The sequence below is a fragment of the Halogeometricum sp. CBA1124 genome, from assembly GCF_009741955.1.
Taxonomy (GTDB): domain Archaea; phylum Halobacteriota; class Halobacteria; order Halobacteriales; family Haloferacaceae; genus Halogeometricum; species Halogeometricum rufum.
The window spans coordinates 1-15136 of record NZ_WPCD01000075.1; the positions used below are offsets into that span (position 1 = coordinate 1).

Sequence of the window (15136 nt, forward strand, 5' to 3'; positions counted from 1 at the left end):
GAGGCCGAACTCCACGTCGTCGGCGGCGGCCACCCCGAGTCGTACGAACGGACCGAGGGCGTCACCGTCCGCGGCTACGTCGAGGACCTCTCGGACGCCCTCGCGCCGGCGTCCGTCTACGTCCAACCGTCCCGGATGGACACGTTCCCCGTGAGCGTCCTCGAGGCGATGCGCGCCGGCCTCCCGCCCGTCGTCACCGACACGACCGGCACCCGGTCGGAGGCGCGCCGCATCGACCCCTCCTTGGTCGTCTCGCCGACGCCGGCGTCCATCGCCGAGGGCGTCGCCACGTACTTCGACCGCGCGCCCGCGGAACGGCGGCGACTGTCCGACCGCGCCCGCGAACGCGGGTCGACGTTCGACGCCGACTCCCGGAGGGCCGCGTTCGCCGAGGCGTTCCGCCGCGTACTCGAAGCACTTTAAGGCCACAGCGCCGAGTGACCCAGTATGACCGTCTACGTCGTCGGCCTCGACGGTGCCGACTGGTCACTCCTCCGACGCTGGATGGACGACGGGCACCTCCCGGCGTTCGAACGGTTGACCGCCGAGGGCGTCGTCGGCGACCTGGAGAGCACGCTCCCACCCATCACTTTTCCCGCGTGGAAGTGCTACTCGACCGGCAAGACTCCCGGCAAACTCGGCGTGTACGAGTGGTTCGCGTTCGAACGCGACGACTGCGAGATAACGACGAACGACTCCTCGGACTTCCGGTCGCGCGAGTACTGGGACGTCCTCGCCGCCGCGGACCGGCGGGCGGCCACCGTCAACATGCCGACCACGCACCCGCCGCGGACGGCCGAGGGCGTGTTGACCGTCGCCGGCAGTCCCGCCTCCGAGCGCGGCGAGTTCACCGCGCCGTCGTCGCTGAAGTCGGAACTGCTCGACGCGGTGCCGAACTACCGGACGAAACCCGACCTCGTCCTGAGCGAGGCCGGCCCCGACGAGTTGATAGCCGAGGCGCGGACGCTGGCCGACCAGCGGTTCGACGCGGCCGAGTGGCTGGCGACCGAGAAGGACTGCGAACTCGTCCACACCACCGTCTTCGTCACCGACACGGTCCAGCACCGCCTCTGGGACCGTCCCGACGACGTGCGCCGCCTGTACGAACGCATCGACGACAGACTCGGCGAACTCCTCGACCGAGACGACACCGAGGCCGTCTTCCTCATGAGCGATCACGGCTTCGTCGAGATAGACGAGACGTTCCTCGTCAACCAGTGGCTGGCCGACCGGGGCGAACTCGTCGTCGGCGAGGACTCCAAGCGCGGCGCACTCGCGAGCGTCGGACTCACGGAGGAACGCCTGAAGTCGCTCGTCGGCCGCCTCGGACTCGTCAACCTCGCGCAGGCGCTGGTGCCGGAGTCGGTGCAGCGACTGTTCCCCAGCGAGAGCGGCCGCGTCTCCGTCCAGGACGCCCCCATCGACTGGGACGAGACGAAGGCCATCTCGCTCGGCCGCGGTCCCGTCTACGTCAACGACCGCGCGTTCGACACCGCGTCGGCCAAGGAGGAGTACCTCTCCGAACTCGCGGGGGCCATCGAGTCGCTGGAGACGCCCGACGGCCGACCGGTCGCCGCCGCGGTCCACCGCCCCGCGGACGTCTACACCGGCGAGATGGCGCGGTCGCCGGACCTCGTCGTCGAGTACACCACCGGCGTGGACGCGCCCGAATCGCTCGGCGGCGAGGTGTTCGGCGAGCGGTTGGAGTGGCTGGCGACCCACCGGCGCACCGGCGTGTTCGCCGCGTGGGGCGAGGACGTGGCGATGGCCGACGACGCCGTGGACCTGACGCTGTACGACCTCGCGCCGACGGTTCTGCACTACCTCGGTGCCCCCGTTCCCGCGGACGTCGACGGCGACGTGGTGGACGCCGTGCTGGCGGGCGACGCCGCCGACCGCGCGGTCGAGACCGGACCGGCGACGGCCGTCGGTACCGGCGACAACCGGGCCGACCAGCGAGACGTCGAGGAGACGCTGAAGAGCCTGGGGTACGTCGAATGAGCAACCCGCTGCAGCGCTTCCCCCGCCTGAACAACGCGTTCGTCAACACGCGCCACAAGGTCAAACACTGGCTGGAACGCCGGGACAGGGACGTCTCGTACGACGCGACGGTCGGGGACCCGCGGAACGTGCTGTTCGTCGTCGTCGACTGCCTCCGCGCGGACCACGTCTCGGCGTTCGGACACGACCGGCCGACGACGCCGACGCTGGACGCGTTCGACGGCGCGGCGTTCTCGCACGCCGTCGCGCCGAGTCCGTGGACGTTCCCCTCGGTCCCGTCGTTGCTGTCGGGTCGCTACCCGCACGAACACGGCGGCCGGTTCGAGACGGAGTACAGGGACCTCTCGTCCGAGCAGTTCCCCGCGCGACCCACCGCGTCGGTGCCGACGATTCCGGAACTCCTCGAATCGGCCGGCTACGACACGGCGATGCTGACCGCGATTCCGATGGCGGCGAAGGCGACGGGCGACCGCTTCCAGACGGTCGACATGCGCTACACGCCGGCCGCCGACCAGGTGTCGAGAGCGCTCGACTGGATAGACGGCCGGGACCGGTGGTTCCTCCACCTCCACCTCGGCGACCCGCACGCGCCCCTCGACGTGCCCGCGGACCACCGCGAGACGTTCGACGTGCCGGACGTCGAGGGCCTCGAAGACTGGCGCTTCCGCGAGGAGGCGTCGGGCGAGGGGTTCGAGGCGTACGCCGGCGCGCGACGGCGCGCGTACGACGCGTCGGTCCGCGGGGCCGACGACGAACTGGCGCGCCTCCTCGACGCCGTCCCCGACGACACCGTGGTCGTCGTCTGCGGCGACCACGGCGAGGCGTTCTGGGAGCATCCGTCGCTGGAACGCCGCCTCAACGACGACCCCCGCGGGTTCTACGCCACCGACCACGGACACAGCGTCCTCGAAGAAGTCGTCCGCGTGCCCCTGTGGGTCGACGCGCCGTCGCTGCCGTCCGGAACGTCCGACGAACGCGTCTCGCTGGTGGACGTGGTTCCGACGGTCCTCGACGCCCTCGACGTGGCGGACGCGCCGGCGACGACGGGGGCCGAACTCGGCGCTCCGGACCCGTCCCGACCGGTCCTCTGCGAGGAGACGGCGTACGGCTACGACCAGCGCGCCGTCTGGGTGGACGACGCGAAACTCGTGGTCGTCCCCGGCCTCGACGAGGCGGTCTGGTTCGACCTCTCGGCGGACCCCGGCGAGTCAGACCCGCGCGAGGACGTGCCCGAGGACCTCCGGGCGGCACTCGACTCAGTCGACGCCGGCGTGTATGGCGAGGAGACGATGGACGTCGACGACGCGACCAGAGACCGACTCTCGGAACTCGGCTATCTGGAGTAGCAGTAGCGCCCGGGGTCACCGGCGGCGCATCGCCCGCGCTCGGACGCCTCCCCCGCGGAACCGACATATATTTGTTCGGCGTCGCCGAAGGCAGTATTTAAATGGTCAACGTCTGCATCGTCGTCCTGGACGCGGTGAGAGCGGCCAATCTGTCCTGCTACGGCCACTCCCGTCCGACGACGCCGAACATCGACTCGGTCGCCGACGAGTCGGTCGTCTTCGACGCGCCATCTCCCCCGCCCCCGTCACCCTCGACTCCACCGCCTCCCTCTTCACCGGCCTGTACCCCGGCGACCACCGGGCCGGCCAGCGCGGGACGCTCGACGTGGACGTGCCCCACCTGCCGGAACTGCTGGCGGACGCCGGCCACGAGACGGGCGCGGTGACGACGAACCCGTTCGTTACCCCCGGGTTCGGGTTCGACCGCGGCGTCGACCGGTTCGACGCCGTCGAACACCGGTTCGAACGGGGGATGAACGTCCGGAAGTTCTTCAACGAGCACAAACACCTCCCGAGCCACCGGCGCTACCTCAGCTTCCTCCGCGCGTCGCTGGACCGGAACTTCCTCTCGCACGTCGGCAACGGCCTCCAGTTCCGCTTCGAGTTGTTCGGTGCTGACGACGACAACGGCGCGACGGAGACGACGCGGGCGGCGGCGTCGTTCTTCGACGACGCCTCGGAGCCGTGGTTCCTGTACGCCCACTACAGCGAGGCGCACATGAAGGACGTCCGGCACCTCTACAAACTGCCGCGAGCGGACCGCTACCGGTTCGTCGACGAGGACCGGGTGGACGACGTCGGCGTCCAACAGCATCCCGACGGCGAGTATCCGGCGGACTCGATGGACGTCCACGAACGCCTGTACGACGGGTCGATACGTTACCTCGACCGGCACGTCGGCCGCCTCGTGGACGACCTGAAGGAGCGCGGCGAGTGGGACGACACGCTGTTCGCGATAACGGCGGACCACGGCGAGTGTCTGGGGGAGTACGGCGCGATGGGTCACGGTCACCTGTACGAACCCGGCGTCCGCGTCCCGTTGGTCGTCAAGCCGCCGGCGGAGATGGACGAGGACCCGGGACGCCGGGACGGACGCGTCAACACGCTGGGTCTGTACGCCACCGTCGCCGAACTCGTCGGCGCGGACGCGGACCACGCGCAGGTGCCGAGCGTCTTCGCGGACCACGAGCACGTCCTCACGCAGGACTACTCGGGGTCGTGGAGTTGGAGCCGGTACGGCGACGACACCGCCGGACAGCACGCCCTGTACGTGGACGACCTGAAGCTGATTCGGCAGGGGGAGTCCGTCGAACTGTACGACACGACCGAAGAGGAGTTCGAGGCCGGACCGCCGCTCTCGGACCACCCGCGACGGGAGGAGTTGGTGGAGACGCTGGACGCCTACCTCGACTCGTTCGACGAGTCGACGGAGAGCATCGACCGAATCGACGTGGACGAGAGCGCGAGCCAGCGACTCGAAGACCTCGCTACCTCTGAGAACGCCGGGCGGCCGCTACTCCAGGTAGCCGAGTTCGCGCAGGTGCTGTTCGACCATCTCGTCGTCCTCGTCGACGCCGCCGTCGCCGCTCCGCAGGGCGGCCATCCGCTCTTGATGTTCGTCCAGTCGGTCGGTCAGGTCGGCGTACTCGGGGGGCGCGTCGTCCACGCGGTTGTCCTCGGGGGCCTCCGCGGGCGTCGCGCGGACGTCGTAGAGGAACTCCCCGTCGTCGCCGTGGCGCATCAGCTTCCAGCCGTCGGCGCGGCGGACGTAGCTCCGCGTGTAGTCTATCTGCCGCCCCACGTCGCCGAAGGCGAACTCGCGGGCGTCGGCGTCGCCGCGCGCGACGGCCAGCGCCGACTCGCCCTGCCACGCCGCCGTCGCGTCGAGGCCGACGGCGTCCGTCAGCGTCGGTGGGAGGTCGATGAGGCGGACCTGCCCGTCCACCGTCCCCGTCTCGTCGACGCCGTCCACGACGAACGGCACGCGGACGATGCCCTCCCAGAACTCCGGCGGGTGGCCCGCGTGGCCGTGTTCGCCGACGAGTTCGCCGTGGTCTGCGGTGAGGCAGACGACGGTGTCGTCGCGAATCCCGCGTTCGTCCAGTTCGGACAGCAGCGACTCGAACTGGTCGTCCGTGTACGCGCACTCGGCGTCGTAGAGTCGGCGTATCGTCTCCCACTCTTCCTCGGTCATCTCCTCGGGGTGGTGCGTCCCTTCCGGGAGAGGCGGCGGCACTCGGCGACGCTCTCGGGGTCGTCGAGGAACTGCCGCTGGTACTCGTCGGGCGCCTCGTAGGGGTGGTGGACGTCCATGTAGTGGAGCCAGACGAACCAGTCCTCGTCGTCGTCGCGTTCGGCGATCCAGTCGAGGGCTCGTCGGTTGAGCGACTCGGCGCGTTCGTACTCGCTCTCGTTGCCCGTCGTCGTGGACCAGAGCGCGTCGACACGGGTGTAGACCCGCTCTATCGTCTTGAACAGGGCGCCGTCCTTGTCGAGGTTCGACTGGACGAACTGCTTCAACTTCCCCGCCTCGGTGGTGCTACTGGCGTCGTGCATCCGGTCGAACCCGCGGTCGAAGTGGTACGACCCGCTGGCGAAGTGGTTGTCCGTGTACCCGCTCGTCGCGTAGCCGGCGTCGCGCAGTCGTTCGGCGAGGGTGACGACGCCGCCGCCCTCGGCGGGGATGCCCAGTCCCTCGATGCTCGCGAAGTGGCGGCTCGCGTGAATCGCGGGGAACGACGCGGGCGTCGCCGGGCCGTTGGCGACGCACTCGGTGAACTCCAGGGCGTCGTCGGCGAACGACCGGGTGAACGGCATGACCTCCTCGTTGACGCGGTCGGCGCGGAGCGAGTCGACGGTGACGAGCAGGACGTTCATGCGTCCCCCTTTTCATCGGACGACAAAAGCGCTCTGTACTCCGACGCGAGACGCTCGGCGACGTCGTCCCAACCGAGGAGCGCCGACGCGTCCGGGACCGCATCGCTCGCCGCCCCGACGGCGGCCGCGACGGGGGCCGGCGCGACGGAGTCGACGCCGACGCACCCGCGCCGCCCGGCCCAGTCGACCAGCGCGCCCGACTCGCGGACGACGCAGGGCGTCCCCGCCGCGATGGCCTCGGCGACGGTCATGCCGTAGGACTCGAACTCGCTCAGCGTCAGGTAGACGGCCGCGCCGGCGTACAGTCCCGGCAGCGCGCCGTCGTCCACGTAGCCGAGGAACTCGACGCGGTCGTCGACGCCCTCCCGCCGGGCGATTCGGCCCAACTCCTCGCGGTACGGCCCGCTCCCGGCGACGAGCAGGTCGTAGTCGGGGAGGTCCGCGAGCGCTCGAATCGCGTGCTGGACGCCCTTGTACTCCTCCAACCGTCCGACGGTGAGGAGGTACGGCCGGTCGCGGTCCGGCGGGTCGGCCGCGGCGAAGCGCTCGACGTCCAGTCCGTTCGGCACCACCGTCGCCTCGACGCCGAAGTCGGCCGCCAACCGCTCCCGCTCCCACTCGCTGACCGCTATCGCGGCGTCGGCGCGGCGGACAGCCCACCCGCCGACGGGACGGTACGCGGAGAGCAGTCTGTCGCGCACCGAGTCGGCGCTGGCGCCGTGGTAGTGGGTGGTGACGACGAACGGCCGGTCGCCGGCGCCGAGGGCGGCGAACAGGAGGGGGAACGAGTGGTAGTTGTGCGCGTGGACGACGTCCGCGTCGGCCCGGCGGACCGCCGCCGCGAGTTGCGGGCAGACGTGCATCGCGCCGCCGGGCGCGAGGCTCCGATACCGACGCACCCGGACGCCGTTCCGTCGCTCGCGCCGGAAACCGCCGTCGCCCGCGTCGGCGGCGAGGACGGTCACGTCGTGGCCGCGTTCGACCAGCCGTTCGGCTAGCTCGCGGACGTGCGTCTCCACGCCGCCGGACTGCGGCGGATACCGCGGCGTCACCTGCAGTAGCTTCATCGGTGGCTCCGACGGCTCACTCGTACACGTCGCGCAGTTCCTCGTCCACTTCCCAGACGGCCGACCCCTCGCCGCGGAGCAGTTTCACCGCGGCGAACAGCAGCGACACCTGCGTGTCGAACACCGCGTGGAACGGCTGGAGCGGGCCCAACAGGTCCCGAGACCCGAGGAGGGTGAACGCGCCGACGGCCGCGGGCACCGCGAGGCCGAACGGGCCGGCGACGAGGAGGCCGAACAGCGTCGAGAGCGTCACCGCGCCGGCGAGGAGCCACGGCGAGACGACCATGAACCACCAGTGAACGGGAGGACGACGCCGCCGTACAGGCCGTGCCGGCCGACGGCGTCGCGGTGCTGGAACAGGAGTCGCAGCAGGCCCATCGCGCGGCGGTCCTTCTGCGTGCGGCGCTTGCCGAACTCCGAGTGCGACGCCTCCTTGTAGCGCACGTCCGGGTCGAACAGGACGCGCTTGCCGTTGCGGCGGATGAGGAGGGCGAGTTCGGTGTCGTCGGCGATGGAGTCGGGGTCGATGGGGACGATGTCGTCGTTCTCGAACGCGGAGAACGGCCCGTGGAAGATGAGCGTCGAGTCGATGTGCGACTCCAGCGTCTGAATCTTCGCCTGCACGCCGCGGTAGCCCTCCTCCACGTCGCTCCCGCCGAGGACGTCCACGTTGCGGCCGGTCACGCGCCCACGTCGGGGTCGGCGAGGTTCGCGGCCGCCTCGCGAAGCGCGTCGGCGGCGACTTTCGAGTCGCAGTCCGTCTTGACGACCATCTCGTTCTCGGCGGCCGCGTACGCGTCGTTGAGGGCGGGCGCGAGGCCGCGGCGTTCGTCCTCCTCGATGAGGTTCAGCGTCGGCGCCTCCCGGTCGGCGAAGAAGTTCCGGACGATGTCGCGCGTGTCGTCGTCCGAGGAGTCCACGATGACGACTTCGACCTTCTCCATCGGGTAGTCCAGGGAGACCACGTCGCGGAGTTTGTTCTCGATGATTCGCTCCTCGTTGTACGTCGGCAGGACGATGCTCACCGTCGGTTCCGCCCGCCGCTTGTCGGCGGGCGACCCCTCGGGCTTCCAGACGGCGTACAGCGCGAGGTACAGCAGATACGGGAGTCCCGTCAGCGAGACGAGCCCCGCGATTGCGCCGAGAAATCGGCGGACGTACGTTCGCATGACCGGCGGTTTGCGGACCAGCACAAAAATCCCCGCGGTCGGCGGGCGGGCCGTCGCGGGGGCCGCGGCGGCGGCCGGGGGGACGCCCCTTCATCGACGGGTGACCGAGGACGCCGTTCGGCCGCAGACGGTGCCGGGGGCGTTCCGCAACCCCTTTTACCGATCCCTGTCGCAGTGTTGCCTAATGGACTACGACGACGTCTGCATCCTCATCCCGACGTACAACGAGGCCGAAACCATCGGCGACGTCGTCGACGACTTCCGCGAGGAGGGGTTCGAGAACGTTCTCGTCATCGACGGCGGGTCCGAGGACGGGACGGCCGAACTCGCCGAGGAGCACGGCGCGCGGGTCGTGATGCAGTCGGGGTCGGGGAAGGGGCAGGCCATCCGGGAGGCCGTCGAGTACCACGTCGACGCCCCGTACATCCTGATGCTGGACGGCGATGCGACGTACCGGGCGGCGGACGCCGAGGCGATGCTCGCCCCTCTGGACGAGGGGTACGAACACGTCATCGGCGACCGGTTCGCCGACATGCGCGACGGCGCGATGACGCGGTTCAACCAGTTCGGCAACCGCGTGGTCAACCGGGCGTTCGCCACCATCCACGGGCAGGACTACGAGGACATCCTCTCGGGCTACCGCGCGTTCACGCGCGCCTCGTTCGGTCGGATGACGCTCACCGCCGACGGCTTCGGCGTCGAGACGGAGATGGCCGTCGAGTGCGTCAAGCGCAACATCGAGACGACGGTGGTGCCCGTCTCCTACCTGCCGCGCCCGTCCGGGTCGGACACGAACCTGCGGCCCATCCGCGACGGCGGCATCATCTTCCTCGAACTCTACCGCCGGGCGAAGACGAACAACCCGCTCTTCTACTTCGGGAGCGTCGGCGGCGTCTCCACGCTCACGGGGGTCATCATCGCCGCCTACGTCGGCATCGAGTGGGTGACCGTCCGCGTCTCCCACGAGTGCTGGCCGTCGTCGCGGCGTTCGCCGTCATCGTCGGCGTGCAACTGCTGATGTTCGGCGTCCTCTCGGACCTCATCCTCTCGCTGCACCGCGACACGCTCCGGAAGATAGACGAGGAACTCGACCGGTAGGAACCGGGAACGCGCGAACCGACGACGCCGGGGACTTCGCACGTCACAGACGCCCGGCGCACAGCCGTCGAAGCCGGGGGCCGGCGACGCCGCTGACGACGCCCGAGAGCGCGGCGCGACGACGACGCGGGAGAGACCGCTTCAGAACGGGAGCAGCGCGCGGAGTTGGCCGAGGATGTTGTTCGACGCCGACTGCCGGTACTCCTCGAACACCGGGTGGAGGTGGTCGAGCAGTTCCGCCTTGCTGGCGAAGCGAGATTGCGGCACCGACTCGAGCGCTTCGCTGAGGCGAACGGTCCCTCCGGCGGCGTTGTACGGCACGGCGACGTCGTCGAGTTCGCGGACGAGTTCGTCGGCGGTGACGGGGTAGGTTATGTCCGCCTCCGACAGGTCCTTCGCGAGTGCGGCGATGCCGAACTCGAGCGAGTCGGGTTCGTCGTCGTCCTGCGGTGGTGGTCGTGCGGCCATCAACGAGCGTTAGGACGCCGCGCGTGAAAAACCCCCGAACGACTCCGACCGTCCGTACCTGTTAACCGGTGGGAGGTCCTTCTGCCGGTACGACGATGACCGACTACACCACGGTGTCGATACCGAAAGACCTCGCCGAACGCGTCGAGACGACCATCGAAGGCACGAGTTTCTCCAGCACGAGCGACCTCGTCCGGTTCCTCCTCCGCAGCATCGTCATCCAACACCAGCGAGAGGGCAAACTCACCGAAGCCCAGTTCGAGGACATCGCCGAGCAACTGGCGGACCTCGGCTACCTCGACCGCTGAGGGACTCCGGCCGCCGCCGCGGACGCCCGCGTCCGCACCGTTCGGTCGGCACCCGCCTGCCGGCCGCGACCGGTCGGTTCAGTCACCGACCAGCGACTCCTGCGGCGGGTCGGCGTCGAGTACGTCCAGCGACAGGCGCTTGCCCGACCGGTCGAAGGCGGCGACCGACTCGGCGTCCCACGGGGGGACGGCCACGAGGACGGCGGCGGCGAAGTCGTCCTCCCGGGTGGGTTCGGCGGGCCCCTGCGGGTGCGAGACGAACTTGGCGCGCCCGCGACCGGCGGGCGTCCCGAGGTCCATCCCGAACACCGCCCGGACGGACTGCCCGGCCTCGGGCATGTAGAAGTGGCTCAGCACCGGCGTCTCCGATGCCACGTCCAACTCCTCTTCGAACTCCCCGGCCGGCGTCGTCGCGAGGACCACCGTGACCCGTTCGGGTTCGGCCTCGGACGCCATGTCGAGGAGGGCGTCGTGCAACCCGCGCGTGATGAAGACCACACTCTCCGTAGTACGTCGGCCCTAAAAACGTGCCCGGGTCGAAGCGTCTCCGGGTCGGCGCTCGGGAGCGCAGACCGCGGTTCGGCCGCTCTACGCCCCCTACGACAGCATTCGCTCCAGCGCCCGCCGGTACGCGCCCGGGAGGTTCGACCGGGCGTGGCGAGGGCGTCGTGCAACGCCGTCGCCGCGTCGTCCGTGACGCCGGCGCCGTGGCCGACGAGGACGCGGTCCGGTTCGAACCGCCGCAGGACGCGCCGCGGCGGGAACGGGCGGAGCATCGGGTGGACGCCGAGGCGTTCTCCCGGCGCGCAGAAGTACGACGCCGTCCCGACGGCTTCCGGAACGACGAGCGTTCCCGACGACTCCTGGTAGAAGCCGACCTCCTGCCACGGCGGGACGGACTTGTCCAGCACGGTGAACGCGTCGAACCCGGAGTCGGCGAGGCGGCGGCCGAAGCGTTCGACGGGCGCGTCGATGTCGTCCGCGACGTCGGTCATCCAGTCGGCGACGTACACCGACACGTCGTGTCGCCGCGCCAGTTTCGCGGCGTCGCGTTTGTGTCGATCCAACCCGACGACGACGCCCGACACCTCGCCGTACTCCGCGACGAGGTCGTCGAGGCCCTCGGAGTCGACGGGGTCGAACAGCCAGACGCCGCCGTCGTCGCCGACGACGGCGTGACTCGCCCGTTGCATCTCCTCGTCGGGGTGCGCGAGCCAGCCGACGCCGCCGTCCCACCGGTCTATCTCTCGATACTCGGCCGTCCCGCGACCCTTCATCGGCATACCTGCCTGTGGGGGGCGACGAGGGATAAATCCGCCCGCCGTGGAAGGGGTTGCCCGTCCCGAAGGTGCTTTACCGGGCGGGTCGCGCGCCGCGTCGTCGGGCCCTCGGGGCGGTCGCTCCCGTGCACGTCGCGTCCGAGGGGACGGGACGATATTTCAGCCCCCGACCCGTAGGACGGCCATGCTCACCCGTCTCTGTCGTCTCGGTCTGGAGGCCAAGTATCTCGGGGCGGCCCGGGAGTTCTACGAGACGCGCCTCGGACTCGCGCCCGTGGCCGAGTCCGACGCCGCCGTCGCCTACGCCGTCGGCGAGACGACGGTCGTCTCCGCCGCCCCGTCTCGACCCCGCGCGGCGGCGTCCACACGCACTACGCGTTCTCGACCACGCGCGAGGCGTACGACGACTGGCTGGCGTCGCTGTCGGACCTCGACCCCGTCGAGTTCAGCTTCGGCAGTTCCCGGTCGCTGTACGTCTACGACCCCGACGGCAACTGCGTCGAAATCGGCGGCGTCGACGACGCGGTGCCCGAGGACGCGGGGTCGGCGTCCGCGACGCGACCGCTGACGGGCATCTTCGAGGTGGTGCTGGAGGTGACCGACCTCGAACGCGCCGAGGCGCAGTTTCGTTCGCTCGGCTTCGAGGTGTCCGACAGGGGGGAGGAACGGCCGCGCGTGCGCCTCTCCGGACCCGTGGACCTCGAACTGTGGGAACCGCAGTTGGGCATCGCCGACGCTCGGGGCGGACTGCACGTGGACCTGACGTTCCGGACCGACGACCCGCGGGCGGCGGTGGAGGCGGGCGGACCGTGGGCCGCCGGCCCCGAGGTAGTCGGCGGCGGCGCAGACGATGGCGCGGAGACGGGTGACGGCGCGGCGGTGGGTGGCGACACGGAGGGACTTCGCGTGCGCGACGCCGACGGCCACGTCCTCACGTTCGTCACCGACTGCTGACCGGCGCGGTCGGCGCGTCGGCGGGTCACCTGCGTGCCGTCGCGTTCGGCGGGTCGGATACGGGACGACGACGCGGGCGTCCGTCAGAGTCGGTCGGTGTCGATGTTCACGCCCGGCGGCGTCACGACGAGGAACTTCCGGAAGTGCATCAGTTGGCCGTCCATGTCCTTTATCTCGCGTGCGAACCCGGTGGCGAGTTCGTTCAGGTCGCCCTCGACGGCGAGGAACAGGACGTTCCCGTCGTCGACGGCGGCGATCCACTCCTGCGGGTCCGTCTCGCCGTCGAGGACGCCCAGAATCACGTCGCCGGTCACTTCCTCCTCGTCGAGATGTTCCTCGGCCGACGAGAGGTCGAGGTTGAAATCGCTCATACCCGCTCTCATTGCGGAGGGGGACGAAAAGGGTTCGGTGCGACCCGGGTTCTCGACGTCGCGGGCGCGGCCCCCGACCGGGGGTCCACGTTCGTCCACTGCGGGGCGCGCGCGAGCCGACGGAACCTTCAATTCACAAATTCCACGGCGAAAATTTCAGAGACCACGCCGTGCTAACACGTCTGGCCGCCCGGTCGATATAAGGACATATGTATTCCTTCCACTCAATGGCACGCGTTTACGTCGTGCGGTTTCGCCGATTCGACCGGTCACCGCGAGATACTGTGTACCGTTCGTGAGGCTGTCGCAGGGAAATGCTTTTATATGTCCCGGCGGCTCGGATGTGATACGATGTCTCAACGACACACGGAGGACACTTCGTCGGGCTCCCCGGCGGGTCGAGTTCTTCCAGGGCACGTTAGCCCACATTACTGAATCGGAGATTGACGGTGTACGGATTTTCGACACGACGCTGCGCGACGGCGAGCAGTCGCCACGCACCTCGTTCAGTTACGAGGAGAAGCGCGACATCGCGGCGACGCTAGACGAGATGGGGACGCACGTCATCGAGGCGGGCTTCCCGGTCAACTCGGACGCGGAGTTCGAGGCAGTCAGCGACATCGCCGCCGCCACGGACACGACCGTCTGTGGGCTGGCTCGCGTCGTCGACAAGGACGTGGAGGCCGCTCTCGACGCGGGAGTGGGGATGGTCCACGTCTTCGTCAGCACCAGCGACGTGCAGTTGGCCGACTCGATGCACGCCTCCAAGGAGGAGGCGGTCGAGCGCGCAGTCGAGAGTGTCGAACGAGTGAAAGACGCCGGCGTGGAGGTCATGTTCTCCCCGATGGACGCCACCCGAACCGACGTGGAGTTCCTCGGCGAGATTCTGTCCGCGGTGGACGACGCCGGCGTCGACTGGGTGAACATCCCGGACACGTGCGGCGTCGCCACGCCGACGCGCTTCGCGGACCTCGTCCGCGAAGTCCGCCAGCACACCGACGCGCACATCGACGTGCACGCGCACGACGACTTCGGACTGGCCACTGCGAACGCCATGGCGGGCTTCGAGGCCGGCGCCGCGCAGGCGCAGGTATCCGTCAACGGCATCGGCGAACGCGCGGGCAACGCCGCCTACGAGGAGGTCGTCATGTCGGCGGAGTCCCTGTACGACGTCGACACGGGAATCGACACCAAACGCATCACGGAACTGTCGCGCATCGTCGAGGAGGCGAGCGACATCCCGGTGCCGGCGAACAAGCCGGTCGTCGGGCGCAACGCCTTCAGCCACGAGAGCGGCATCCACGCGGCCGGCGTCATCGAGAACTCGGACACGTTCGAGCCGGGCGTGATGACCCCCGAGATGGTCGGCGCCGAACGCGAGTTCGTGCTCGGCAAACACACCGGCGCGCACTCCGTCCGCAAGCGACTGGAGGACGCCGGGTTCCGACCGGACGACGGCGAGGTCCGCGCGGTGACCCGACGCGTGAAGGACACCGGCGCGGAGAAAGAGCGCGTGACGACCGACGTACTGACGCGCATCGCCGACGACGTGGGCGTCGACCACGAGGACGACTCCGAGCACGAGGAGGTCCGAGCCTGATGCCCCGCGCCCCGTTCGCTCGCGACGGTGAGCAGCGGGTGCGCATCCACCGACCGAGCGGCAGCAATCGTTGCGCCGCGCGAAACGTTGATTACGGTGCGAGAGAATCGACCGCACACGATGCGACAGCAGACCGTCACCGGGTCGGCCGCCCCCGCACAGTGGGGACGCGCCACCGACGGGGTCGCTGTCCGGTCGCTCATTATCGTAGGGGCCGCCTAGCCCCTTCCATCCTCACACGCTCGACGTTCGACGTTTCGCACGGCACACCGCCGCAGAGAGATTCCCAGACCACGCAGATGGACAACCCAGACCGTACACGCGACCGACGACCGTACCGACAGACGACCACACCGAACGGAGGTGACCGATGAGCGAATCCGCGCCGCCGAAACCGGACGACGAGGAGGCGGCGGACGAGCCGACGCCCGTCACGACGGGCGCTGCGTCCGTCGTCCGCGCCCTCGAGAACGCCGGCGCCGAGGCGCCTCGGCGTGCAGGGCGGGGCCGATCGATGCCCGTCGACGACGCGCTCTACGACTCCGGCATCCGCCACGTCACGATGGCGCACGAACAGGGCGCGGCGCACGCCGCGGA

General features: G+C 69.8%; 11 protein-coding genes and 6 pseudogenes. 9 read left to right on the top strand and 8 right to left on the bottom strand.

The window, feature by feature from the left end:
* The 4 genes and pseudogenes from GJ632_RS10800 to GJ632_RS10820 all read left to right on the top strand — a co-directional run.
* Window positions 1-423: glycosyltransferase family 4 protein (locus tag GJ632_RS10800; protein ID WP_191452913.1), on the top strand; the 423-nt coding region annotated here is incomplete at its 5' end.
* Between the two features lie 24 nt (window positions 424-447).
* Window positions 448-2001 carry an alkaline phosphatase family protein gene (locus GJ632_RS10805; protein ID WP_191452914.1) on the top strand — a complete coding sequence of 518 codons (1554 nt, stop codon included), beginning with the start codon at window positions 448-450 and terminating at the stop codon, window positions 1999-2001.
* Window positions 1998-3347: a sulfatase gene (locus tag GJ632_RS10810; RefSeq protein WP_191452915.1), complete on the top strand. Its 1350-nt coding sequence runs from the start codon at window positions 1998-2000 to the stop codon at window positions 3345-3347. Before GJ632_RS10805 ends, GJ632_RS10810 begins: the two co-directional genes overlap by 4 nt.
* 101 nt (window positions 3348-3448) lie before the next feature.
* Window positions 3449-4428 (top strand): annotated as a pseudogene (locus tag GJ632_RS10820) (sulfatase); the annotation flags it as partial.
* A 432-nt stretch (window positions 4429-4860) separates the two neighbouring features.
* Here the strand turns inward: GJ632_RS10820 and GJ632_RS23610 are convergent.
* The 4 genes and pseudogenes from GJ632_RS23610 to GJ632_RS25360 all read right to left on the bottom strand — a co-directional run bounded on the left by GJ632_RS23610 (window position 4861) and on the right by GJ632_RS25360 (window position 8460).
* The gene (locus GJ632_RS23610; protein WP_231751497.1) at window positions 4861-5541 is read right to left on the bottom strand and encodes a sulfatase; all 681 of its coding nucleotides are present in this window, start codon (window positions 5539-5541) and stop codon (window positions 4861-4863) included.
* Window positions 5538-6224, bottom strand: a complete 687-nt coding sequence (locus GJ632_RS23615) for a sulfatase-like hydrolase/transferase (protein ID WP_231751492.1) — start codon at window positions 6222-6224, stop codon at window positions 5538-5540. Before GJ632_RS23615 ends, GJ632_RS23610 begins: the two co-directional genes overlap by 4 nt.
* The gene (locus GJ632_RS10830; protein ID WP_191452917.1) at window positions 6221-7291 is read right to left on the bottom strand and encodes a glycosyltransferase family 4 protein; all 1071 of its coding nucleotides are present in this window, start codon (window positions 7289-7291) and stop codon (window positions 6221-6223) included. The genes GJ632_RS23615 and GJ632_RS10830 overlap by 4 nt, the downstream gene beginning before the upstream one ends.
* Window positions 7292-7307: 16 nt before the next feature.
* Window positions 7308-8460: pseudogene (locus GJ632_RS25360) on the bottom strand (glycosyltransferase).
* A 184-nt stretch (window positions 8461-8644) separates the two neighbouring features.
* Between GJ632_RS25360 and aglJ the strand changes: the two are divergent.
* Window positions 8645-9558, top strand: a pseudogene (aglJ, locus tag GJ632_RS10840) (S-layer glycoprotein N-glycosyltransferase AglJ).
* 141 nt (window positions 9559-9699) lie between these two features.
* Here aglJ and GJ632_RS10845 read toward each other — a convergent pair.
* Window positions 9700-10026, bottom strand: coding sequence for a hypothetical protein (locus tag GJ632_RS10845; protein ID WP_089806841.1), 327 nt, complete (start codon window positions 10024-10026; stop codon window positions 9700-9702).
* Between the two features lie 95 nt (window positions 10027-10121).
* Between GJ632_RS10845 and GJ632_RS10850 the strand changes: the two genes are divergently transcribed.
* Window positions 10122-10334: a ribbon-helix-helix domain-containing protein gene (locus GJ632_RS10850; RefSeq protein WP_006054834.1), complete on the top strand. Its 213-nt coding sequence runs from the start codon at window positions 10122-10124 to the stop codon at window positions 10332-10334.
* Window positions 10335-10412: 78 nt separating this feature from the next.
* On the opposite strand, the gene GJ632_RS10855 is transcribed toward GJ632_RS10850, so the two are convergent.
* Together GJ632_RS10855 and GJ632_RS10860 are read right to left on the bottom strand one after the other, a co-directional pair.
* Window positions 10413-10832, bottom strand: a complete 420-nt coding sequence (locus GJ632_RS10855) for a hypothetical protein (RefSeq protein WP_343161130.1) — start codon at window positions 10830-10832, stop codon at window positions 10413-10415.
* Window positions 10833-10931: 99 nt separating this feature from the next.
* Window positions 10932-11617 (bottom strand): annotated as a pseudogene (locus GJ632_RS10860) (hypothetical protein).
* A 181-nt stretch (window positions 11618-11798) separates the two neighbouring features.
* Between GJ632_RS10860 and GJ632_RS25905 the strand changes: the two are divergent.
* Window positions 11799-12568: pseudogene (locus GJ632_RS25905) on the top strand (fosmidomycin resistance protein).
* Window positions 12569-12651: 83 nt separating this feature from the next.
* Here GJ632_RS25905 and GJ632_RS10870 read toward each other — a convergent pair.
* Window positions 12652-12939, bottom strand: coding sequence for a DUF5779 family protein (locus tag GJ632_RS10870; RefSeq protein WP_089806835.1), 288 nt, complete (start codon window positions 12937-12939; stop codon window positions 12652-12654).
* Between the two features lie 343 nt (window positions 12940-13282).
* Between GJ632_RS10870 and GJ632_RS10875 the strand changes: the two genes are divergently transcribed.
* Both GJ632_RS10875 and GJ632_RS10880 read left to right on the top strand, forming a co-directional pair.
* A complete protein-coding gene (locus GJ632_RS10875; protein WP_394328050.1) occupies window positions 13283-14539 on the top strand; it encodes a LeuA family protein in 1257 nt (418 codons plus the stop codon).
* Between the two features lie 370 nt (window positions 14540-14909).
* Window positions 14910-15136: pseudogene (locus GJ632_RS10880) on the top strand (acetolactate synthase large subunit); the annotation flags it as partial.

Bases quoted from the DNA above. Each gene is read 5' to 3' on its own strand.
- GJ632_RS10805 (WP_191452914.1), top strand. From the start codon at position 448: ATGACCGTCTACGTCGTCGGCCTCGACGGTGCCGACTGGTCACTCCTC.
- GJ632_RS10810 (WP_191452915.1), top strand. From the start codon at position 1,998: ATGAGCAACCCGCTGCAGCGCTTCCCCCGCCTGAACAACGCGTTCGTC.
- GJ632_RS23610 (WP_231751497.1), bottom strand. From the start codon at position 5,541: ATGACCGAGGAAGAGTGGGAGACGATACGCCGACTCTACGACGCCGAG.
- GJ632_RS23615 (WP_231751492.1), bottom strand. From the start codon at position 6,224: ATGAACGTCCTGCTCGTCACCGTCGACTCGCTCCGCGCCGACCGCGTC.
- GJ632_RS10830 (WP_191452917.1), bottom strand. From the start codon at position 7,291: ATGAAGCTACTGCAGGTGACGCCGCGGTATCCGCCGCAGTCCGGCGGC.
- GJ632_RS10845 (WP_089806841.1), bottom strand. From the start codon at position 10,026: ATGGCCGCACGACCACCACCGCAGGACGACGACGAACCCGACTCGCTC.
- GJ632_RS10850 (WP_006054834.1), top strand. From the start codon at position 10,122: ATGACCGACTACACCACGGTGTCGATACCGAAAGACCTCGCCGAACGC.
- GJ632_RS10870 (WP_089806835.1), bottom strand. From the start codon at position 12,939: ATGAGCGATTTCAACCTCGACCTCTCGTCGGCCGAGGAACATCTCGAC.